Here is a 20,711-nt window from a genome sequence, read left to right as displayed (position 1 = left end):
CGCCGGCCATCACGCGATCGCTGCGCGGACTGGTGCGCCAAGGCGAGCTTTCTCGCCTCTTTCTCGCCTCTTTCTCGCCTATAAGCGGCCCATCAGCACCAGCACAAGCACCACAATCAGCAGCAGGCCCAGCACGCCGCTGGGCATATAGCCCCAGGAACGGCTATGTGGCCAGGTCGGCATGGCACCGAGCAAGACAAGCACCAGCACGACCAGTAATACGGTTCCTAACATGGAACGCTCCTTTCCCGACTCCGCGTGATGGGCCAGGCCGCCGCCGATACCTCGCCAGGGGACCGGAATCTTCGAGCCCGATGCGAATGTAGCCGCGCCGTTTGGCATGGACCTGACCGCTACCGGCACGTTGCCATGGATGGCGTGCGGTGTCGGTACGATGACGGACAATTGGCGCCCGCTACCGGGCTTGACGGTTAAGGCTTGGCCGTTGAGCGGCGCAGGGGAGAGAGCGAGCGGAAAACGCGACGGGCACGACAGCCATGGTGGCCTTGAGGCCAGCAGCCAGGCAGCATGCTTCGGGAAAGAACTGAACCAGGGGCAAGGCCGCAGGCGGAAAGTCGTGGGGTGCGACTGGGGTCAGGTCCAGACAGCCGGCCGCGCGTATTCGCAGCGCCGCTGTGCGCGCATCTTCGCATACTCCAGCCCGGAACCCTTCTTATATTTCCGGCGGCGGCGTTTCTGCGCCCCGCGAGCACGCCAGGCCGCGCTTGCTCGCTCGCCATGTGCCAAAAGAGACACATGGACACCCTGGCCGCCTATCCCGACGCTGGTTTTTCTGCACGCCACCAAACCGTGCGCCGCGCCCCATTCCCGCTCGCCAATCCCGAAACCCGGCTGCCGGCGCCCATTTTTTGCGCATGGCACCATTCCCCGGCAAGCCGCCGAAGCCGCCCGGCAGCCCGCCATCCAAGCCAGGGCAAGCCCGTATTCCTTTGAAAATCAACGCTTTGCACATCGCACCGCAACATATCCGGCTGCAAATTGAACACGTGGCCTGAACTTTGCGTAATCGGTATAAGTGCCAACTGTCGACAGCTGACCATCGACCTACAGTGACCTAATCGCCAATCCAAGGAAACACAAACATGGGCAACAACGTCTCTTCCCGCCTGGTTCCCGCCATCTCCGAGGCCGAGCAACGAGTGCGTGAGGATCTCGCCGCCGCATACCGCCTGGTCGCCCTGTACGGCATGGACGACAGCATCTACACCCATATCTCGGCCCGGGTGCCGGGCACCGAGGACCGCTTCCTGATCAACCCGTTCGGGATGCTGTTCCGGGATATCACCGCGTCTTCGCTGGTGTGCATCGACCTGGACGGGAACATCATCAGCGGGCCGCCGGGGCAAGACGTGAACCCGGCCGGCTTCACCATCCACAGCGCCGTGCATGCCGCCCGGCATGACGCGGTCTGCGTGCTGCATACGCATACCGTCGCGGGCGTGGCCGTATCGTCGCTGGCATGCGGCCTGCAGCCCTCCAACCAGTGGGCGCTGCAATTCCATGACCGCGTGTCGTACCACGACTTCGAAGGCATTGCGCTGGACCATGAGGAGCGCGTGCGCCTGGTGGCCGATCTCGGCCCGGACAAGCGCGCCCTGATCCTGCGCAATCACGGCTTGGTCACGCTGGGCCGCAGCGTGGCGGAGGCCTTCATCCTGATGCACAACCTGGAGCGCGCCTGCCGCGTGCAGGTGGCGATCCAGTCCAGCGGCCAGCGCGTCAATCCGGTGCCGCCAGCCATTTGCGAGAAGACCGCGCGCCAGTACGAGAGCGGCGACACCAACCGCCTGCCCGGCGCGGCCGATCCGTACGCGCGGGAATGGCGCGCCTTGCGGGAGCGGCTGGAGCCGGCCGCTGCCACGTCGTTCCGCGACTAGCGCCCTGCCTGCCCTGCCCGCCCTGCGCGCTTTCGCCATTTTGTGTTGCCAGTTCCGTCTTGCCAGTTACCCATCCCTAGCCCCCAGGAGAGTTCCGCAATGAATCGTCGCCAACTGATCAAAATGGGTGTTGCCACCACCGGGCTGTCGCTCGCCGGTGTGCCTTTCCACGTCCTCGCGGCCGGCAAGAAGGGCGGCGTGATCAACGCGCTCGTCCAGCCTGAGCCTTCCGGCCTGATGATCGGCATTACCCAGAACGGCCCCACCCAGCTGATCTCCGGCAACATCTACGAGGGCTTGCTGCGCTACGACGAAAAGCTGGAACCGCAGCCAGCGCTGGCGACCTCCTGGACAGTGAACCCGGCCGGCACCGTGTACACGTTCAAGCTCAAGCCCAAGGTCACCTGGCATGACGGTAAGCCGTTCACCGCGGCCGACGTGGTGTTCTCCGCCGACGTGTTCCTGCGCAAGACCCACGCCCGGCTGCGCGCCAACCTGGCGGCGGTGGAGAGCATCCGCGCGGTGGACCCGCTCACGGTGGAGTTCAAGCTGAAGTACCCGTTCAGCCCGTTCCTCGGCATCTTCGAAGTGGGCACCATGCCCATGGTGCCCAAGCATATCTACGAGGGCACGGATTTCCTGACCAACCCGGCCAACGCCAAGCCCATCGGCACCGGCCCGCTGAAGTTCAAGGAATGGGTGCGCGGCTCGTACATCCAGCTGGTGCGCAACGATGCGTATCACCAGCCCGACGTGCCGCTGGTGGACAGCGTGTACTTCCACGTGATCCCCGATGCCTCGGCGCGCGCCGCGGCGTTCGAGTCCGGCAAGGTCGACCTGGTGCCCGGCGGCGCGGTGGAGTACTTCGACGTGGCGCGCCTGAGCAAGCTGCCCGGCGTGCAGGTCACCACCAAGGGCTGGGAGTTCTTCGCGCCGCACTCGTGGCTGTGGGTCAACAACCGCAAGGCGCCGATGGACAACATCAAGTTCCGCCAGGCGCTGGCCTTTGCCATCGACCGCGACGCGATCGCCAAGGTGGCATGGCAAGGCTACGCCAAGAGCGCCACCGGCCCCTTCAACAGCCATATCAAATACGCCAGCACCGACGTGGCCAAGTATCCGCGCGACCTGGCCCGCGCCAAGCAGCTGCTGACCGAATCCGGCTACAAGGGCGAAACCCTGCGCCTGCTGCCCCTGCCCTACGGCGAAACCTGGACCCGCTCGGCCGAGATCGTGCGGCAGAACCTGCAGCAGGCCGGCGTGAAGATCGAAATGACCCCTACCGACGTGGCGGGCTGGGGCGAGCGGCTGAACAAGTGGGACTACGACCTGGCCTTCACCTACGTCTACCAGTATGGCGACCCGGCGCTGGGCGTGGCGCGCAACTACACCTCGGACAACATCGCGCAGGGCTCGCCCTTCAACAATGTGGAGGGCTACCGCAACGCCAAGGTCGACGAATTGTTCCAGGCTGGCGCGCGCGAGATGGACCCCGTCAAGCGCGCAGCGATCTACCACGAAGTGCAGAAGATCCTGGTGGACGAGATGCCGGTGGTGTGGCTGCACGAGCTCAACTTCCCCACGCTGTACCGCAGCCGCATCAACAATCCCATCAGTTCCGGCATTGGCCTGAACGACGGCATCGGCCGCGCCTGGCTGGCGTGATGGCAGTCATCTTTATCTCTGGGGCAAAGTCATGAGTCGTACGCAGCGCATGCTAGGCCGGGTGGTACAGGGCGTGATTGCGATCCTGGTCATCGCGACCGTCAACTTCCTGCTGATCCGGGCCGCGCCGGGAGACCCTGTCTCGGTGATGGCTGGCGAGGCCGGGGCCTCCGACCCGCAGTTCGTGGCGCAGTTGCGCACGCAGTTCGGGCTGGACAAGCCGGTGCCGGAGCAGCTTGCCACTTACCTCGGCCATGTGGTGCACCTGGACCTGGGCTACTCCTACCGCCAGCAGCAGCCGGTGCTGGACCTGATCCTGCAGCGCCTGCCCGCCACGCTGATCCTGACCGGCAGCGCCTTCCTGCTCTCCGTGCTGTTCGGCGTGGTGCTGGGGGCGTGGGCTAGCCGGCGCGCGGGGAGCTGGGTGGACAACGCCATCACCCTGTTCGCCCTGGTGTTCTACGCAACGCCCTTGTACTGGCTGGCGATGATGGCGGTGCTGCTGTTCTCGGTCAAGCTCGACTGGCTGCCCGGCTTTGGCTACTTCACCGTGGGGGCGGACCTGCATGGCCTGGCGCTGGTGTTCGACATCGCCACGCACCTGGTGCTGCCCGCGCTCACGCTGGCGCTGTTCTACATGGCGGTGTATGCGCGCATGACGCGGGCCTCGATGCTGGAGGTGGCGCAGATGGATTTCGTCAAGACCGCGCGCGCCAAGGGTGTGCGGCCCGGGCGCATCCAGCGCGCCCACATCCTGCGCAACGCCCTGCTGCCGGTGGTGACGCTGGCCGGCATCCAGGCCGGCGGCATGATCGGCGGCGCGGTGCTGACCGAAACGGTGTTCGCCTGGCCGGGCATTGGCCGCCTGATGTTCGACGCCCTGCTGCAGCGTGACTACAACCTGCTGCTGGGCTGCTTCCTGGTCACCGCGGCCATGGCCGTGTTGTTCAACCTGTTGACCGACTTTGTCTACACGCTGGTCGACCCGCGGATCGAGATGCAATGAAAAACACTTTCTGGCGGCGGTTCTGCCGCAACAAGGCAGCCGTGCTCGGCATGGTGGTACTGGTGGGCTTTGCCGTGCTCGCGCTGTTCGGGCCGTGGATGGCCGGGCATGATCCCTGGGACATGGTGCAGCAGCCGTTCCTGCAGCCGATGCAGGAACCCGGCTTTGCCATGGGCACCGACACCATGGGGCGCGACATCCTGGCGGGCGTGATCCACGGCGCGCGCATCTCGCTGCTGATCGGCGTGGTGTCCACGGTGGTCTCGCTCTTGATCGGCGTGACGCTGGGCGCCATTTCCGGCTACTTCGGCGGGTGGATCGATGCGGCGCTGATGCGCTTCACCGAGCTGTTCCAGGCGGTGCCGAGCTTTGCGCTGGCGCTGGTACTGGTGGCGATCTTCGAGCCGTCCATCGGCTCCATCGTAGCGGCGATCGCCATCGTGTCCTGGCCGCCGGTGGCGCGCCTGGTGCGCAGCGAGTTCCTCACGCTGCGCCAGCGCGACTTTGTGCAAGCCGCGAAGCTGGCCGGGCAATCGACACCGCGCATCATCCTGTCGCAGATCCTGCCTAATGCCAGCTCGCCCATCGTCGTGATGGCTTCGCTGATGGTGGCGACCGCCATCCTGCTCGAATCCAGCCTGAGCTTCCTGGGTCTCGGCGACCCGAACCACATGAGCTGGGGCTATATGGTGGGCTCGGCGCGCACCGTGCTGCGCCAGGCCTGGTGGATGGCGGTGTTCCCCGGCACGGCCATCCTGCTGACGGTGCTCGCGCTCAATATGGTGGGCGAAGGCCTGAACGACGCGCTCAATGCGCGCCTTGGCGGGAGTGGACGATGAGCACACCGGCACTAGATATCCAGGACCTGAGCATCCGCCTGCCTGCTGGCGGCGACCGCGCGCTGGCGGTGCAGGGAGCCTCGCTGACGCTGGAAGCGGGCCAGACGCTGTGCGTGGTGGGCGAGTCCGGCTCCGGCAAGTCCATGATCGCCAATGCGGTGATGGGCCTGCTGCCGCGGCCCCATGTGGAGCCGGTGGCCGGGCGCATCCTGTTCGAGGGCCAGGACCTGCTGCAGCTGGATGACGACGCCATGCGCGAGCTGCGCGGGCAGAAGATCGGCATGGTGTTCCAGGAACCCATGACGGCGCTCAACCCGGTCATGCGCATCGGCGACCAGATCGCCGAAGTGTTCGACGCGCACCAGCGGCTGGGCGCGGCCGAGAAGCGCAAGCGCATCGTGGCGGCGCTGGCCGATGTGGGCCTGCCCGATCCGGAGCTGCTGTACGACAGCTACCCCTTCCGCCTGTCGGGCGGGCAACGCCAGCGCGTGATGATCGCGTGCGCCATGGCGCTGGAGCCGCGCCTGCTGATCGCCGACGAGCCCACCACCGCGCTCGACGTCACCACGCAGGCGCAGATCCTGCAACTGATCCGCGAGCTGCAAAAGCGGCGCGGCATGGCCGTGCTGTTCATCACGCACGATTTCGGCGTGGTGTCGGAGATCGCCGACCAGGTGGTGGTGATGCAGACCGGCACCATCGTCGAGGCTGGGCCGGCCGCGAGCGTGCTGACCAATCCGCAGCATTCCTATACCCGCAAGCTGATCAGCGCCATTCCCGGCGGGCACCTGCGCCAGCCGCCCGTGCAGGTGGAGGTCAACCGCGTGCTGCAGGTACAGGACCTGTGCAAGACCTACCGCACCGGCGGCGGCCTGCTGCGGCGCGGGCGCGAGGTGCAAGCCGCGCGCAACGTGAACTTTGAGCTGCTGCGCGGGCAAACGCTCGGGCTGGTGGGTGAATCGGGCTCCGGCAAATCGACGGTGGGCCGCTGCATCGTGGGCCTGGCACCGTTCGACAGCGGCCGCATCGTGATCAACGGGCGCAACCTGTCGCAAGGCGGCGGGCTGCTGCAGCGCGCGGGCGGCAAGCTGCAGATGGTGTTCCAGGACCCTTATGCCTCGCTCAATCCCCGGCATCGGATCGGTGCGGCCATCGCTGCCGGCCCCATCGCGCAAGGCGTATCGCGCCAGGAGGCACAGGCGCGCACGCTGGAGCTGCTCGGGCTGGTCGGGCTGGGGCCGGAGGCGGCCGAGCGCTACCCGCATGAGTTTTCCGGCGGGCAGCGCCAGCGCATCGGCATTGCCCGGGCGCTAGCGATGCAGCCGGAATTGCTGGTGGCCGACGAGCCCGTCTCCGCGCTGGATGTGTCGGTGCAGGCGCAGGTGCTGGAGCTGTTTGCCAAGGTGCGCGAGCAGTTCAAGCTGGCCATGGTCTTCATCACCCACGACCTGCGCGTGGCCGCGCAGATGTGCGACAAGATCGCCGTCATGCAGCGCGGCGAGGTGGTCGAGTACGGCGAGACGGCCCGCGTGCTGAGCGCACCCGAGCATGCGTACACGCGCAAGCTGATCGAAGCCATCCCGCGCCTGACCCGGGTGCACGAGGCCGCGCAGGCACCCGAGGCACCAGAGGCACCAGAGCCAGCCCGCCTGCAAGCGGTCGGGGGCTACGCATGACCCGCACCGACCTCGACAATCCGGCCGGAACACGCAACGAGATGGACATGACGACGACCAAGCCCACCTGCGTGGCACTGCTCAGCAGCGTGCTCGACATGCACTACCTGGTACCCGCCTTCCGCGCGGCGGCGCCCGGGCTGGACCTGCGCGTGGGCGCCGACCTGGGCGCGCTTGGCGACATCGATGCCGCGGTCTGCTGGGCGCCCCCGCCCGGCTTGCTGGCGGCCATGCCCAAGCTGCGCCTGGTGCAGTCGCTGGGCGCGGGCATCGACCACCTGCGCAGCGATCCGGACCTGCCGCCCGGGCCAACCGTCTGCCGCATCGTGGATACCGCCATGGCCGGCACCATGACGGCCTACGTGACGTGGGCCGTGATCCAGCACCAGCGCAGCATGGGCGCCTATCTGGCCAGCGCGGCGGCCGGGCAGTGGCAGGAGCAGCCCATCGTGGCGCCGTCGCGGCACCGGGTGGGCATTGCGGGGCTGGGCACGCTGGGCATTGCCAGCGCCCGCGCGCTGCAGGCCGTGGGCTATGCGGTGCGCGGCTGGAGCCGCAGCCCCAAGGCGGGCCTGCCTGAAGGCGTGGAAGCCTTCCACGGCCAGGACAGCCTGGATGCCTTCCTGGCGGGCTGCGACGCGCTGGTTTGCCTGCTGCCGCTCACCGCGCAGACGCAGGGTTTCCTGTGCGCGGACCTGTTCGCCCGCCTGCCGCGCGGCGCGCACCTGATCAACGTAGGCCGGGGCGGCCACCTGGTCGAGGCTGACCTGCTGCGCGCGCTGGACGACGGCACGCTGGGCGCGGCCACGCTGGATGCCTTCCAGCACGAGCCGCTGCCATCCGGGCATCCGTTCTGGCAGCATCCGCGCATCAACGTCACGCCGCACGTGGCGGCCCGCACCGATCCGGCCACGATCGCGCGCCAGACGCTGGATAATCTGGCCCAGCTGCGCCGCGGGCAGCGACCGGCCGTGGCTGTCGACCCGGCACAGGGATATTGATATTGACGCGTTTGACCTTGGCATGCCGCTGCCCCAGCACTCCGACACACCCGATACCAACAACAGGACGTCACTGACATGACCGTCGCCTTGCCCTCCCACGCCGCCCTTGCCGCAGACGATATCGCGGCCCATCTGCATCCCTTTACCAACCTGGCCGCCCACCCCGGCGTCGGCCCGCTCGTCATCACCAAAGGCGACGGCATCTATGTGGAGGACGACCAGGGCAAGCGCTACCTGGAGGGGATGTCCGGCCTGTGGTGCAGCTCGCTCGGATTCAGCCATGCGCGCGTGATCGAGGCCGGCGTGGAGGCCATGCGCACGCTGCCCTACTATCACACGTTCAACCATCGCTCCAACCCGGCGGCCATCATGCTGGCCGAGAAGCTGGTGGCGATGGCGCCGGTGCCGATGTCCAAGGTGTTCTTCGCCAACTCCGGCTCGGAGGCCAATGACACCGCCGTGAAGCTGGTCTGGTATTACCACAACGCCATCGGCAAGCCGGACAAGAAGAAGATCATCGCGCGCACCAACGCCTATCACGGCGTCACCGTGGCGGCGGCGAGCCTGAGCGGCCTGCAGGCCAATCACCGCGATTTCGACCTGCCCATCGACCGCATCCTGCGCGCCGGCTGCCCGCACCACTACCGCTACGGCGCGCCGGGCGAGAGCGAGGCGGCGTTCGCCAGCCGCCTGGCGCAGGAGCTCGAAGCACTGATCCAGGCGGGGGGCCCGGACACCATCGGCGCCTTCATCGCCGAGCCAGTGATGGGCGCGGGCGGCGTGATCGTGCCGCCGGCCACCTACTTTGCCGAGATCCAGGCCGTGCTGCGCCGCCATGACATCCTGCTGATCGCCGACGAGGTGATCTGCGGCTTTGGCCGGACCGGCGCGATGTTTGGCTCCACCACCTACGGCATGCGGCCCGACATCCTCACCTGCGCCAAGGCGCTGTCCTCCGGCTACATGCCGATCTCGGCGGTAATGTTGTCGGAGAAAGTGCATGCGGCCATTGCCGCCAACAGCGGCAAGATCGGCACCTTCGGCCATGGCTTCACCTACTCGGGCCATCCGGTCACCACGGCGGTGGCGCTGGAGACGCTGCGCGTCTATGAGGATGACCACATCCTGGATCATGTGAACGCCATCGCGCCCCGCTTCCAGCAAGCGCTGCGGGCCTATGCCGGGCGAGCGCTGGTGGGCGAGGTGCGCGGGGTCGGCCTGCTGGGCGCGGTCGAACTGGCGGCGGATCCGGCGGCGCGGCGCGCCTTCGACCCGGCCCTGAAGGCTGGCCCGCGCCTGGCTCAGCTGGCGCAGGAGCACGGCCTGATCGTGCGCGCCATGGGCGACACCATCGCGTTCTGCCCGCCGCTGATCATCACCGAGGCGCAGATCGACGAGCTGTTCGCGCGGTTCGAGCGCGCCATGGTGGCGCTGGAGCGTGAGCTCCCGGCCGGCAGCAAGGGAAGCAATGGCGGCCATGGTGGCAACAAGGCTGCAGCCTGATGACCGGCCCGGCAAATCCTTCGCTACGGCTCACCACGGCGAGTGCGCGCCGCGATGGCATCGCGCTGTTCTTCTGCGCGCTGGTGGCGTTTGCCAGCTACGACGCCTTCTGCAAATGGATGCTGCGCGACCACTCGGCGCCCATGATGAACCTGACCCGCTATGTGTCGGTAAGCGTCATCGCGCTGGTGTGGCTGCTGCGCGAAGGCGGCCTGAAGCTGTGGCGCACGCCCTGCAAGTGGCTGCTGCTGGCGCGCGGGCTGGCGCTTGGCATCGTGGCGAGCTGCTTCATGGCCGCGCTGGTGCACATGCCTCTGGCAGAGGCCACCGCCATCTACTTCACCGCGCCCCTGATCATGGTGGCGCTGTCGCCGGCGGTGCTGGGCGAACGGGTGGGACGCGCGCAGTGGGCGGCGGTGCTGGCCGGCTTTGGCGGCATGCTGTTGATCGTGCGGCCCGGCGGCGACCTGCCGCTCGTGGGCACGGTGCTGATGATGGTATCCGCCGTGTGCTACGCCGCCTTCCAGCTGCTGACGCGCCGGCTGGCCGGCGTGGTCGCCGGGCCGGTGCTCTATGCCTGGACCGCGCTGATCTGCCTGGTGGTGACCGGCGTGCCGGCGCTGGCGACGCTGCCTGAGGTCATGCCGTCCGCGCCCGACATCTTGCTGATGATGGCCGGTGGCGCCTGCAGCGGCCTGGCCCAGTTGCTGCTGCTGGCCGCCTTCCGGCGCGTTGCCGCCTCCACGCTCGCGCCGCTCAATTACTTTCAACTGCTGCTCGCCGTGCTGATCAGTACCTTTGTCTTCCAGCGCCCGCCCGATGGCATCGCGCTGGCGGGCATCGTGCTGATCATGCTGTCGGGCGGCTACCTCGCATTGCGCGGGCGGCAGGCGCCGCCCGCACCGCTGGTAAAGCCGGTCGTAGCCCGACCCAAGGACTAAGCCCATGTCTGATTCCGCATTCGACGAATCCTCGCCCTTTGCCTCCATCGAAGTCTCCGACCTGGTGGCGGCGGTGGAGGCGCAACTCACCCAGGCCATCGTCGAAGGCCGGCTCCCGCCCGGCAGCCGCATCGTCGAGGCCGACATCGCCCGCCGCATGAATGTCAGCCGCGCGCCGGTGCGCGAGGCGGCCCGGCGGCTGGAGCGCCAGGGCGTGCTGGTCTCGCGCCCGCGCCATGGCTTTGCGGTGCGCACGGTGACGGTGCGCGAGATCGACGACCTGTTCCAGGTACGGCTGAACCTGGAGCTGATGGCCGCATCGCTCGCCTGCAAGCAGGCGCCGGAGGCCGGGCTGAAGCAGCTCGTGGCCATGGTCGACCGCATGGTGCAGGAGGCCGAATCGCTGCCGCAGATCGAGCGCGTGGCGCGCGACCTGGCGTTCCACACGGCCATCTGCGAGCTGTCCGGCAATGCTTACCTGCATCGCATGTTCTCCATGATGCAAACGGAGATCCGCATGATCGTGGCGCTGATCGACAGCGTGTACCACGACCCGAAGGCCGTGGCCGAGACCCATCGCCCCATTGCCGAGGCGATTGCACGGCGCGACGAAGCCGCCGCGCAAGCCGCGGTGCGCTTCCATATCGATGACGCCTGGGTCCATGTCCGGGCGGTGTTCATGCAAAAACAAGGCGCCGCCGAGGCGCCCCCGATGGAGTCCGTCCTATGAAAGTCGTCTACAGCGATCTGCATCTCGACCACGACCCGCACGCGTTCATGGTGCGCGGCAAGATGAAACGCAGCAACGAGCAGCCCGAGCGCGCCCTGCGCCTCTTGGCAGCGGTGCGCGCCGATGGCCACGACGTGATCGCCCCCGCCGATCACGGCCCCGGCCCGCGCGCCGCGATCCACACGCCGGAATACCTGCGCTTCCTGGAAACCGCGTACGACCGCTGGCAACTGCTGCCCGACGCCTCCGAAGAGGTCTTGCCCAACATCCATCCGTTCCCCGGGCAGCCCTGCACCTATCCCGACAGCGTGGTCGGCCAGGCGGGCTTCCACATGGGCGACGCCGCCTGCTCCATCGGGCCCAACACCTGGCGCGCGGCGGTCGGCTCGGCCGACGTGGCCACCCACGCCGCGCAACTGGTCGCCGACGGCGAACGCGCGGCCTATGCGCTGTGCCGCCCGCCGGGCCACCACGCTTATGCGGACCGCGCCAATGGTTTTTGCTACCTGAACAACACCGCCATTGCCGCGCAGCACCTGCGCCGCCACCATGACCGCGTCGCCATCCTCGACATCGACATGCACCACGGCAACGGCACCCAGGGCATCTTCTACCGGCGCAACGATGTGCTGACCGTGTCGCTGCATGGCGACCCGATGCTGTTCACGCCCTTCTTCACCGGACACGCGCACGAGCGCGGCGAGGCGGAGGGACTTGGCTACAACATCAACCGCCCGCTGGCGCGCGGCACCGGCGACGAGGCCTACCTGGCAGCGCTGCGCGACGTGTGCCAGAGCATCCGCGCCTTCGCGCCCGGGGCGCTGGTGGTAGCGCTGGGGCTGGACGCGCACGAGCGCGACCCGTACCAGGCGCTGGCCGTCACCACGCCCGGCTTCGCGCTGATCACCGCGGAAATTGCGCGGCTGGGCCTGCCGACGGTGCTGGTGCAGGAAGGCGGGTATCTCTCCGACGATCTCGGGCCCAACCTGTCCAGCGCGCTGCGCGGCTTCGCGAGCGCGGCATGAACGGGCCGGCAAGCGCGGCACTGGCGGCCGCCGATGTGCTTAGCGAAGGCTCGCCCGAAGTCCCTGTGACGTGGGCGATGGCGCTGCTCACGCAGCACTACGGGCTGGCGGGCCGGCTCTCCCCGCTGAGCGGCGAGCGCGACCGGAACTTCCTGCTGGAAACGCCCGCGGCAAGCTACATGCTCAAGGTATCCCACCCGGCCGAGCTGCCGCTGGTGGCGGACTTCCAGACCCAGGCGCTGCTGCACATCGCCGCGGCCGACCCCGCCCTGCCCGTGCAGCGCATCGTGCCAACCCTGGCGGGCCAGCCATCGCTGATCGCCCAGCCACCCGGTGGCGAAGCGCGTGTGGTGCGCCTGTTCAGCTACCTGCCTGGCGTGCCGCTGCCCAAGGCGCAGCGCTCGCAAGCGCAGGCACGGGAGCTGGCGCGCACGCTGGCCCGGCTCGACCTGGCGCTGCGCGACTTCCGCCATCCCGCCGGCGAACTGGAGCTGCCGTGGGACATCCAGCGCGCCGACCGCGTGCGCGGCCTGCTCGACAGCGTCCCGGACGCGGCGCGCCGCACGCTGGCAAACCGCGCGCTGGATCGCTTTGCCGCCAATGTTCGGCCCCGGCTGGCGCACCTGCGGGCCCAGCCGATCCACAACGACTTCAATATCTATAACGTCCTGGTCGACCCGCAAGACCATGCGCGCATTGCGGGCGTGCTGGATTTTGGCGACATGGTCCACGCGCCCCTGATCGACGACCTGGCCGTTGCCGCCGCCTATCAGGTTGACCCCACCGGCGACACGATGGCCACGCTGGCGGACTTTGCCGCCACATATCACGCGGTACTGCCGCTGCAAGCCGATGAGGTAGACGTGCTGTTCGACCTTGTGCAGGCCCGGCTGGTGATGGTGGTCGCCATCAGTGGCTGGCGCGCCGCGCGGCATCCGGAAAACGCGCCTTACCTGTTGCGCAACAACGCCGTCTCCTGGGACCGGCTGGCAGCCTGCGACGCGATCCCCACCGAACAAGCACGCTCCGTCCTGCGCCGCGCCTGCGGGATGGCGTGACCACGACACCAAGGAATCCGATGACCACGGCAGCAGCCACCCCTAGCGTTGCAGCACTGACCGAGCGGCGCGCCCGCGTGCTCGGGCCGGCGTACCGCCTGTTCTACGAGGAGCCGCTGCACATCGTGCGCGGCGATGGCGTCTGGCTTTACGACGCCAGCGGCGAGCGCTACCTCGATGCATATAACAATGTGGCATCGGTCGGCCATTGCCATCCACAGGTGGTGCAAGCCATTGCCCGCCAGGCGGCGCAGATCAACACGCACACACGCTACCTGCACGAGGGCATCCTGGACTACGCGGAGCGCCTGCTGGCCACCATGCCGGACGCGCTGGGCCATGCCATGCTCACCTGTACCGGCAGCGAGGCCAACGACCTGGCGATGCGCATCGCGCGCGCCCACACCGGCGCGCAAGGGCTGATCATCACGCGCTTTGCCTACCACGGCGTGACCGCGTCCATTGCCGAGGCATCGCCCTCGCTCGGGCGCTACGTGAAGCTTGGCGACAACGTGCGTACCGTACCGGCGCCGGACAGCTACCGCGTTGCGCCGGCGCAGCTCGGTGCAGTCCTTGCCGACGGTGTGCGCCACGCGATCGAGGACCTGCGCGCGCATGGCATCCGCCCCGCCGCGCTGCTGGTCGATACCGTGTTCTCCAGCGACGGCATCTTCTGCGATCCGCCCGGCTTCCTGAAAGATGCGGTCGCCGCCATCCGCGCGGCCGGCGGCGTGTTCATCGCCGACGAGGTGCAGCCCGGCCTGGGGCGCACGGGCGAGGCGTTCTGGGGATTCCAGCGGCATGGCGTGGTGCCGGACATCGTCACCATGGGCAAGCCAATGGGCAACGGGCATCCGCTGGCCGGGCTGGCCGTGCGCCCCGAAGTGCTGGCGGCGTTTGGACGCGAGTGCCGTTACTTCAATACCTTCGGCGGCAACCCGGTGTCTGTCGCCGCCGGCATGGCGGTGCTTGACGTCATCGAGCAGACGCAGCTCATGGCGCAGGTGCGGCGCGTGGGCAAGTACCTGCGCGAGCGGCTGGCAGGCGTGGCGGCGCGGCATCCGCTGATCGGCGATATCCGCGGGGCCGGGCTGTTCGTCGCGGTGGAGTTTGTCGAAGACGGCGATGCCGCGCGGCCCGCGACCGCGCGGACGGCGCGCATCGTCAACGGTCTGCGGCGGCGCCACGTGCTGGTGGGTGCCACCGGCGAAGCAGCCAACATCCTGAAGATCCGCCCGCCGATGGTGTTCACCGAAGCGCACGCCGACCTGCTGGCCGACACCCTGGACGCAGTGCTGGCCGAGCTGGAGAACGAGCGAGCGGCCTGAACCTGAACCCGCCCGCCTGCCATCCGGCCACGGCCAGCAGCCCGGCTAACGCGCCGCGAGCCTGGCGGCTATGCCGGCCACGTGCCGGCCCTGATACTTTGCGATCGCCAGTTCGTTCTCGCTGGGCTGGCGCGAGCCGTCGGCGGCCGTCAGGGTGGAAGCGCCATAGGGTGTGCCCCCCGTGATCTGGCTCATGTCCAGCAGCCGTGCTTCGGCGTAGGGCACGCCGACAATCACCATGCCCTGGTGCAGCAGCGTGGTGTGGAAGCTGGTAATCGTGGTCTCCTGGCCGCCGTGCTGGGTGGCGGTGCTGGTAAAGACACTGCCGACCTTGCCCACCAGCCCGCCGCTCATCCACAGCCCGCCGGTCTGGTCGAGAAAATTGCGCATCTGCGCGCACATATTGCCGAACCGCGTGGGGGTGCCGAACAGGATGGCATCGGCGTCGGCCAGCTTGTCCGGCTCCGCCACCGGCACATGGGCGAAAGCCGCCCGGGCGGCCTTGGCGCCACTCTTTTCCAGCACGGCGTCGGGCACCAGTTCCCGCACCTGGAGCAACGTCACCTCGGCGCCATCGACTTCGCGCGCGCCCGCCGCCACGGCCTCCGCCATTTTGTAGACGTGCCCGTACATGCTGTAGAAGACCACCTGGATCTTGCAAGTCATGACATCCTCCTGAGTGCAATGCCAAATACGAAATGAAAAATGACGAAATACGAAATCGGGACTTCAGGCCGCAACAGGCCATCCGTTGAGTCTAGGCGACGCAAGCGCGCCGCGCGGTGACTGCCGCGCTTCCCTTCGCATCTTCGCCGCCTACAATAAAGGACCCAGGCTCATCCGCGCGGCACGGGCCCGCCCTGCCGGGGCCAACGTTGGAGTACCGCAATGACAACGGCGTGTGCGCACCTTGCATTGAGCCATCCCGTCACACCCAGCGCAGAAGGCTGCGAGGAATGCCTGCGCAGCGGCGACGAATGGGTGCACCTGCGCTTGTGCCTGTGCTGCGGCCATGTCGGCTGCTGCGACGACTCGCCCAACCAGCACGCCACCCGGCATTTCCTGGCCACGGAGCATCCGGTGATCCAGTCGTTCGAGCCGGGCGAAACCTGGCGCTGGTGCTATATCGACAAGCTGTTCATTCCTTGACGGGTGCCCGGCGCCCGGCGCGTGCGCAAGCCATCCCCCATGCGCCAATCCTGCAAGGAGAATGTCATGCTGTCGACACCCGTTGAAAAGAGCGACCATGTACTGGGGCCTGCCGCGGCCCACGTCACCGTGGTCGAGTACGGCGACTTCGAATGCCAGTATTGCCGCCTGGCCTATGGCGGCGTGAAGATCCTGCTTGCCCGCTACCACGACCGCGTGCGCTTTGTGTACCGCCATTTCCCGCTGACGGCCTGGCACCCGCTGGCGCTAGCCGCCGCGGAGGCTGCCGAGGCCGCGGCGGCCCAGCACAAGTTCTGGCCGATGCACCAGCAGCTCTTCGAGCAACATCACGGCATCAAGCCGGCGATGCTGCGGGAGTACGCCGCTACGCTGGAACTGGACCTGGAGCGTTATGACTACGACATGAAGGCCCACACCTACCTGCAGCGCGTGCGCGAGCACCAGCAAGGCGGCATTGCCAGCCATGTGCGCAGCACGCCGGCATTCTTCGTCAATGGGACAATCCAGGACGTGACCTTCGGCATCGAACACCTGGACCATGCCATTGCCGTGGCGCTGCGTCACTGAGGGGCTAGGGCCTAGGGGCTAGGAGCCTAGGCTTCCGGGCCAACAGGCGTGGCCGCTTCCGCCGCGCTGTACACATGGCGCGTGGCGAGCAGTGACGCAAGGTCGGCGTCGCCGGCAATCACCGCCCGCAGGATCTGCGCGTGCTCGTCCCAGTTCTGCTGCGCGCGCTGCCGGTGCGCGGGCGCAAACACCAGTCCGGTGCGTTCGCGCAAGGAGCGCATCATCTCCTGCAGCACGCTGTTGGCGGCGATATTGCCCAGCACTTCGTGAAAGCGGAAATTGAGCGTGAGCAGGCGCGCATCCTCGCCGCCGCATGCCGCCGCGCTGCCCTGGCGCAGGACCTCCTGCAACTCGGCGACCAGCCGGGGATCGCGCCGTTGCGCGGCCAGCTTGGCGTTCAGGCCTTCGAGCGTGGCGCGCACCTCCACCATCTCCCGGGCCACATGCTCCGACAGGCACGCCACTGACGCGCCCCGGCGCGGCTCGATGCGAACCAGCCCCTCGGCCGCCAGCGCGCGCAGCGCCTCGCGCACCGGCACGCGCGACACGCCCAGTTCGGCCGACAGCGTGTGCTCCACCAGGCGGTCGCCCTGGCGGTACACGCCACCGACAATGCGCTGGCGCAAGGTATCGGTCACCTGCGAAAACAGCGGCGAATGGCGCGAGCCGAGGCTGGCGCCGGGATGGCCCGCCGGGTGGGCGGGTGGAACACTGCCGTGGTCGTCGGACATGTTCGTCTTGTGGGCGCGCGGGCTGGCCAGCGCATTGGCCGGCCCGCGCGCGATGGTTCAGCTGCGCTGGAATGTGAAGCTGTCGGCGTAGATATGCGCGCCGCTGGCGCCCAGCCCGAGAAAGGTCTCGCGGGCGTCGCGGATCATGTCGGGCGAGCCGCACAGGTAGATGGCGTGCTCCGACAGGTCCGGCAGGTCAGCGGCAACGGCGTGCTGCACGTGGCCGCGCCGGCCGCTCCATGCGCCGTCGGCACGCGAGAGCACCGGCACGTACTGGAAATCGTAGAGCCGCGCGCCCCACGCCTGGATCTGTTCGTGCAGGTACAGGTCCGCCTGGGTGCGCATGCCCCAGTACAGTGAGACCGGCGGGCAATCGGGATCGTCCATCAGCGATTCGAGGATGCTCTTGATCGGCGCCAGCCCGGTGCCCGTGGCCACCATCACCAGCGGGCGATAGTCGTCCTTGCGGAAATAGAAGCCGCCCAGCGGCAGCTCCACGTCGAGCTGGTCATCGGAGCGCAGTCCCGCCAGCAAGCGCTCGGTGAAGTAGCCGCCAGGAATACGGCGCACGTGCAGGTCCACCGTACGGTCCTTGGGAACCGACGCCATCGAGAAACTGCGCGCGATGCCGTCACCGGTAAAGATCTTGAGGTACTGGCCGGGACGGTAGTCAAGCGCCTGCGCCTGCGGCAGCTCCAGCGTCAGGTGCACCACGTCGGCGCTGAGCGGCGCGATCTTGCGGATCACCGCGGTGTGGCGCGCGGGCTCGGCGCATGGCTCGCCTGGCCGCGCGGTGCTGATCACCAGGTCGCTGGTGGGCCGCGCCTGGCACGCCAGCGCAAAGCCTTCGGCCTCTTCTTCCGGGGTCAGGCCCATGGGGTACTCGTCATAAGCCACCGCGCCTTCGACCAGCCTGACGCGGCACGTGGCGCAGCCGCCGAAGCGGCAGTCGTGCGCCATCTGCACATTGGCGCGCAGGGCGCCGTCCAGTACCGACTCGTCGGCATCGACGTCGAACGATTGCTGGGATTCGATGAGATGGATGCGGTAGGACATGGCTGACTCGGAATGCGTTGGGGGACGGACTTTGAAACCTAAAACCTAAAACCTGAAGTCAAAGATCTAAAGTCAAAGGCAGTTTCACCACCCCTGCGGGGCGGCGACCTACTTTCTTGTCTTGCCAAGAAAGTAGGCAAAGAAGGCGCGCCGGATGGGGCGACACCCCCTCGTCGGCAGGCGCCCCATACGGCCTGGTACACCTTGACGGCTCGCTTCGCATCGCGTGACATTTGCGGTTTGCGGCTGTTGCTGGGTCTGGATTTACTTCTTGATCTTTACTTTTTGATATCGGCTTCTGCCAGCACCTTCAGGTCGTCGCCGGCCAGCAGTTCCTGCAGGGCCTGCAGCGCTGCCACGCCTGCGGCGGTGTCCTGCTCGCCGTTGCCGCCGCTCAGGCCGATGCCGCCGATGACTTCGCCGTTGACCACGATCGGGAAGCCGCCTACGAACACGGCGAACTTGCCTTCGAAGCTCCACTGGATGCCAAAGGCTTCATTGCCGGGTAGCGCGGGGCCGTTGGGGGCCTGGTTGAACAGGTGGGTGGAGCGCTTGTGGCCGGCGGCGGTGAAGGCCTTGTTCCAGGCGATCTGCGGGCCGGTGATGCGCGCGCCGTCCATGCGCTCCAGCGCCAGCGGATAGCCGCCGTCGTCGACCACGCAGATCGATTCCAGCACGCCGATTTCCTCGGACTTGCGGATGGCTGCCGCCACCATGTGACGGGCTTCCTTCAGTTCCAGCTTGATGGCTTTTCTCATGTCCTGCTCCTGCTCGATACGTGAATGCTGCGTGAATGCCGGTTGGTTTGCGAGCGCGCTGGTTCAGCAGCCGCGGTAGACGGTCTTGATCTGCGTGTAGAACTCCAGCCCTGCCCGGCCCGACTCGCGGAAGGTGGAGGTGCTCGATTGCTTGAGGCCGCCGAACGGCGCGTTGATCAGGTTGCCCGTGGTGGTGCGGTTGATCTTGACCGTGCCCGACTGGATGTCATGCGCGAAGTCATGCGCATAGCGTGGGTTGCTGGTCACGATGGCGGCCGACAAGCCGTACTCGGTGTCATTGGCCTTGGCGATGGCGTCGGCGTAGCTGCTGACCTCGATGATGGCGATCACCGGCCCGAAGATCTCCTCGCGGGCAATGCGCATCTGCTGGGTAACGCCGGTGAAGACGGCCGGCGAGACATAGAAGCCCTTGTCATATGGCTCGCCGCCCAGGCGGTCGCCACCGCACAGGTGTGTGGCTTCGGCCTTGCCCGCTTCCACATAGCCGAGCACCGTTTCGAGCTGCTTGCGGGTGGCGAGCGGGCCCACGTCCATGCCGGGCGTCATGCCGCTGCCGATCTTCAGGGTCTTGACCTTGGCCAGCAATTTCTCCGTATAGGCGGCCTTGACCGAAGCCATCACCAGCACGCGGCTGGTGCCGGTGCAGGCTTGGCCGCTGAGCGACAAGCCACCCTTGATGGTGAGGTCCACCGCGCGGTCCAGGTCGGCGTCTTCCATCACGATCAGCGGGTTCTTGCCGCCGAGTTCCATCTGCGTGCGCGTGCTCAGCGACACCGAGCGATGGATATGCTGGCCGGCCGCCGTGGAGCCGGTAAAGGAAATCGCACGCACCGCCGGTGCTTCGGTAATGGCCGCGCCCACGTCGCCGGCACGGCCGGTGATGAAGTTGAGCACGCCCTTGGGGATGCCGGCTTCGACAAACGCCTGCGCCAGCCGGTAGCCGCTCAGCGGCGCGTCCGACGAAGGCTTGAACACCACGGTGTTGCCCGCGATCAGCGCCGGAGCAATCTTGCGCGCCGGGATCGACACCGGAAAATTCCACGGCGAGATCACGGTCACCACGCCCAGTGGCTCGCGCTGGCTGTAGACGATCATGTCGGGATCGTCCTGGGGATAGGTCTCGCCGGAGAAGGACTGCCCTTCCACGGCATAGAAGCGGATGGTCTGCGCCGAGCGCAGCACTTCATCCTTGCTCAGGTTGAGCGCCTTGCCTTCTTCGCGGGTCAGTTCCTCGGCGATCTGTTCGGCGTTGGCTTCCAGGTAATCGGCGGCGCCGTTGAGGATCTTGGCGCGCTTCGAGATGGGGGTTTTCTTCCAGGCGTCGAACGCGGCTGCGGCAGCGGCCACGGCGGCCTGCGCGTCATCCGCGGTCGAGGCCTGGAAACGGCCGACGATATCGCCGGTATCGGCCGGGTTGACGTTGTCGAAGGTGCGCCCGCTGGTGCTCTTCGACCATTCGCCGTTGATGTAGTTGTTGAATTCGTCAGTCTTTGCCACTGCCATGATGTCCAAGCCTTTCATCCGGTCAGGCCCCTGGCGGGGCCGTCAATACCAATGCAATGCCGCGATTCCGCCCAAGGGCAGGCTCAGGCAGCCATGTCCAGTTCAGGCAGGGGGATTTCCTGCGCGACATAGTCGTGATAGAGGGCGGTGGTGTAGAGCAGGCGCATCTGGGCACCGATCTCGCAGATCTTGAGGCAGCGCTGCTGCAGCTCCGGGGTGTTGGCGTGTTCCA

20 protein-coding genes and 1 pseudogene are annotated in these 20,711 nt (G+C 67.5%); 14 read left to right on the top strand and 7 right to left on the bottom strand.

Annotated elements, in window-relative coordinates:
- Positions 1-78: 78 nt before the first annotated feature.
- A complete protein-coding gene (locus AC1DQR_RS00105; protein WP_183032690.1) occupies positions 79-234 on the bottom strand; it encodes a DUF3309 family protein in 156 nt (51 codons plus the stop codon).
- An 869-nt stretch (positions 235-1,103) separates the two neighbouring features.
- On the opposite strand from AC1DQR_RS00105, the gene AC1DQR_RS00100 reads away from it, so the two are divergent.
- From AC1DQR_RS00100 to AC1DQR_RS00045, 12 genes are all read left to right on the top strand, one after another.
- Positions 1,104-1,898, top strand: coding sequence for a class II aldolase/adducin family protein (locus AC1DQR_RS00100; protein WP_174428019.1), 795 nt, complete (start codon positions 1,104-1,106; stop codon positions 1,896-1,898).
- 99 nt (positions 1,899-1,997) lie between these two features.
- Positions 1,998-3,563: an ABC transporter substrate-binding protein gene (locus AC1DQR_RS00095; protein WP_416052240.1), complete on the top strand. Its 1,566-nt coding sequence runs from the start codon at positions 1,998-2,000 to the stop codon at positions 3,561-3,563.
- 31 nt (positions 3,564-3,594) lie between these two features.
- Positions 3,595-4,569 carry an ABC transporter permease gene (locus tag AC1DQR_RS00090; RefSeq protein WP_043354633.1) on the top strand — a complete coding sequence of 325 codons (975 nt, stop codon included), beginning with the start codon at positions 3,595-3,597 and terminating at the stop codon, positions 4,567-4,569.
- A complete protein-coding gene (locus tag AC1DQR_RS00085) occupies positions 4,566-5,408 on the top strand; it encodes an ABC transporter permease (RefSeq protein ID WP_174428021.1) in 843 nt (280 codons plus the stop codon). The genes AC1DQR_RS00090 and AC1DQR_RS00085 overlap by 4 nt, the downstream gene beginning before the upstream one ends.
- Positions 5,405-7,084, top strand: a complete 1,680-nt coding sequence (locus AC1DQR_RS00080; protein WP_477132292.1) for a dipeptide ABC transporter ATP-binding protein — start codon at positions 5,405-5,407, stop codon at positions 7,082-7,084. The genes AC1DQR_RS00085 and AC1DQR_RS00080 overlap by 4 nt, the downstream gene beginning before the upstream one ends.
- Positions 7,081-8,085, top strand: coding sequence for a 2-hydroxyacid dehydrogenase (locus tag AC1DQR_RS00075; RefSeq protein ID WP_477132291.1), 1,005 nt, complete (start codon positions 7,081-7,083; stop codon positions 8,083-8,085). Before AC1DQR_RS00080 ends, AC1DQR_RS00075 begins: the two co-directional genes overlap by 4 nt.
- Positions 8,086-8,163: 78 nt before the next feature.
- A complete protein-coding gene (locus AC1DQR_RS00070) occupies positions 8,164-9,591 on the top strand; it encodes an aspartate aminotransferase family protein (protein WP_477132290.1) in 1,428 nt (475 codons plus the stop codon).
- Positions 9,591-10,532, top strand: a complete 942-nt coding sequence (locus AC1DQR_RS00065) for a DMT family transporter (protein ID WP_416052236.1) — start codon at positions 9,591-9,593, stop codon at positions 10,530-10,532. Before AC1DQR_RS00070 ends, AC1DQR_RS00065 begins: the two co-directional genes overlap by 1 nt.
- A gap of 4 nt (positions 10,533-10,536) precedes the next feature.
- Entirely contained in the window at positions 10,537-11,262 is a 726-nt protein-coding gene (locus tag AC1DQR_RS00060; protein ID WP_416052235.1) for a GntR family transcriptional regulator, read from the top strand.
- Complete coding sequence (locus tag AC1DQR_RS00055) at positions 11,259-12,287, top strand: histone deacetylase family protein (RefSeq protein WP_183032683.1); 1,029 nt, start codon at positions 11,259-11,261, stop codon at positions 12,285-12,287. Before AC1DQR_RS00060 ends, AC1DQR_RS00055 begins: the two co-directional genes overlap by 4 nt.
- Positions 12,284-13,345: a phosphotransferase gene (locus tag AC1DQR_RS00050; protein ID WP_416052233.1), complete on the top strand. Its 1,062-nt coding sequence runs from the start codon at positions 12,284-12,286 to the stop codon at positions 13,343-13,345. The genes AC1DQR_RS00055 and AC1DQR_RS00050 overlap by 4 nt, the downstream gene beginning before the upstream one ends.
- Before the next feature lie 20 nt (positions 13,346-13,365).
- Positions 13,366-14,673, top strand: a complete 1,308-nt coding sequence (locus tag AC1DQR_RS00045) for an aspartate aminotransferase family protein (protein WP_416052232.1) — start codon at positions 13,366-13,368, stop codon at positions 14,671-14,673.
- Positions 14,674-14,718: 45 nt separating this feature from the next.
- On the opposite strand, the gene wrbA is transcribed toward AC1DQR_RS00045, so the two are convergent.
- Positions 14,719-15,339 carry an NAD(P)H:quinone oxidoreductase gene (wrbA, locus tag AC1DQR_RS00040; protein WP_416052231.1) on the bottom strand — a complete coding sequence of 207 codons (621 nt, stop codon included), beginning with the start codon at positions 15,337-15,339 and terminating at the stop codon, positions 14,719-14,721.
- Positions 15,340-15,561: 222 nt separating this feature from the next.
- Between wrbA and AC1DQR_RS00035 the strand changes: the two genes are divergently transcribed.
- Together AC1DQR_RS00035 and AC1DQR_RS00030 are read left to right on the top strand one after the other, a co-directional pair.
- A complete protein-coding gene (locus AC1DQR_RS00035) occupies positions 15,562-15,822 on the top strand; it encodes a UBP-type zinc finger domain-containing protein (RefSeq protein ID WP_043354618.1) in 261 nt (86 codons plus the stop codon).
- A 66-nt stretch (positions 15,823-15,888) separates the two neighbouring features.
- Positions 15,889-16,410 carry a DsbA family protein gene (locus tag AC1DQR_RS00030; RefSeq protein ID WP_416052230.1) on the top strand — a complete coding sequence of 174 codons (522 nt, stop codon included), beginning with the start codon at positions 15,889-15,891 and terminating at the stop codon, positions 16,408-16,410.
- 26 nt (positions 16,411-16,436) lie between these two features.
- On the opposite strand, the gene AC1DQR_RS00025 is transcribed toward AC1DQR_RS00030, so the two are convergent.
- The 5 genes and pseudogenes from AC1DQR_RS00025 to AC1DQR_RS00005 all read right to left on the bottom strand — a co-directional run.
- Positions 16,437-17,141, bottom strand: a complete 705-nt coding sequence (locus AC1DQR_RS00025; RefSeq protein ID WP_416052229.1) for a GntR family transcriptional regulator — start codon at positions 17,139-17,141, stop codon at positions 16,437-16,439.
- A 57-nt stretch (positions 17,142-17,198) separates the two neighbouring features.
- On the bottom strand, positions 17,199-18,197 hold the full coding sequence (locus AC1DQR_RS00020) for a 2Fe-2S iron-sulfur cluster-binding protein (protein WP_477132289.1): 999 nt from the start codon (positions 18,195-18,197) through the stop codon (positions 17,199-17,201).
- A 278-nt stretch (positions 18,198-18,475) separates the two neighbouring features.
- Positions 18,476-18,955, bottom strand: a complete 480-nt coding sequence (locus AC1DQR_RS00015) for a GlcG/HbpS family heme-binding protein (protein WP_416052227.1) — start codon at positions 18,953-18,955, stop codon at positions 18,476-18,478.
- Between the two features lie 63 nt (positions 18,956-19,018).
- A complete protein-coding gene (locus AC1DQR_RS00010; RefSeq protein ID WP_477132437.1) occupies positions 19,019-20,479 on the bottom strand; it encodes an aldehyde dehydrogenase family protein in 1,461 nt (486 codons plus the stop codon).
- Between the two features lie 83 nt (positions 20,480-20,562).
- Positions 20,563-20,711, bottom strand: a pseudogene (locus AC1DQR_RS00005) (TenA family transcriptional regulator); the annotation flags it as partial.

Source organism: Cupriavidus sp. 05L411 (assembly GCF_056398045.1).
The sequence above is the reverse complement of the archived record's forward strand: the minus strand, read 5'-3'. Positions and strand labels throughout refer to the sequence as shown.